This is a genomic window from Staphylococcus sp. 231237_7MaSpsaltlick, from assembly GCF_043107035.1.
This window is the reverse complement of sequence record NZ_JBICNX010000209.1, coordinates 1-800: the sequence shown is the minus strand read 5'-3', so window position 1 is coordinate 800 and position 800 is coordinate 1. Positions and strand designations below refer to the sequence as shown.

The window sequence follows — 800 nt, the reverse complement described above, 5'->3', positions numbered from 1 at the left end:
GCTTATCATAAAAATGGGCTTAATAATAACGAGCCTCATACGACATCGAAAGAAGAAGGCGGTTATGAACATTACCAAGAAAAAGTAGAAGGACGTAAAATTCAAAAACGTAGTGAAAGCTTTAAAGATTATTACAGTCAAGCTAAGCTCTATTTAAATAGTCTAACTCAAGATGAGTTTAATCACACAGTTGATGGGTTTTCATTTGAAATAGGTATGTGTGATTCAATTATGGTTAAACAAAATGCTGTTAACCAGTTAAACAAAGTAGATCGCACATTAGCTGAACGTGTTGCTAAAAACGTGGGTGTAGATGTACCTTCTGAAAATGAAGAAGTATCATCTGAAGCTAAAGATAGTCAATTGACAATGGAAAAATATGATATACCATTACAAGGGCATTCTGTAGCAGTTGTAATAAACGGAAATATTAGTGAGGATACGTTAAAAGCATATGCTGAAACATTTATCGAAAACAAATTAAACTACGCATTTGTGGGGCAACATCCTAAAAAAATATCAGAAGACTTTGGTATAACAGAAACGTATAATACTGCTCATCCAACATTATTTGATAGTTTAATTGTATTGTCAGATGGCACTGATATAAATCCAAATGCCGAGGCTTTCGCGGAACTCAATTACAAGCATGGTAAACCTCTAGTTGTTAATTCAGCTGTTGCAAAAGGCCTATCTGACGCTAAAATAAATTTAGAAGCACCTGGTGTTTTCATTTCAGATAAACCTCAAGTTATTATTCAAGCATTTAAAAAAGTCAGATATTGGGATAGATAATAAAT

The 800-nt window shown here is 33.1% G+C and carries 1 protein-coding gene; it reads left to right on the top strand.

What is annotated here, in order from left to right:
- Positions 1 to 795, top strand: a 795-nt coding sequence (locus tag ACF91D_RS30960; protein ID WP_392438586.1) for a catalase-related domain-containing protein, incomplete at its 5' end; no start/stop codon positions are given.
- Between the last annotated feature and the right edge of the window lie 5 nt (positions 796 to 800).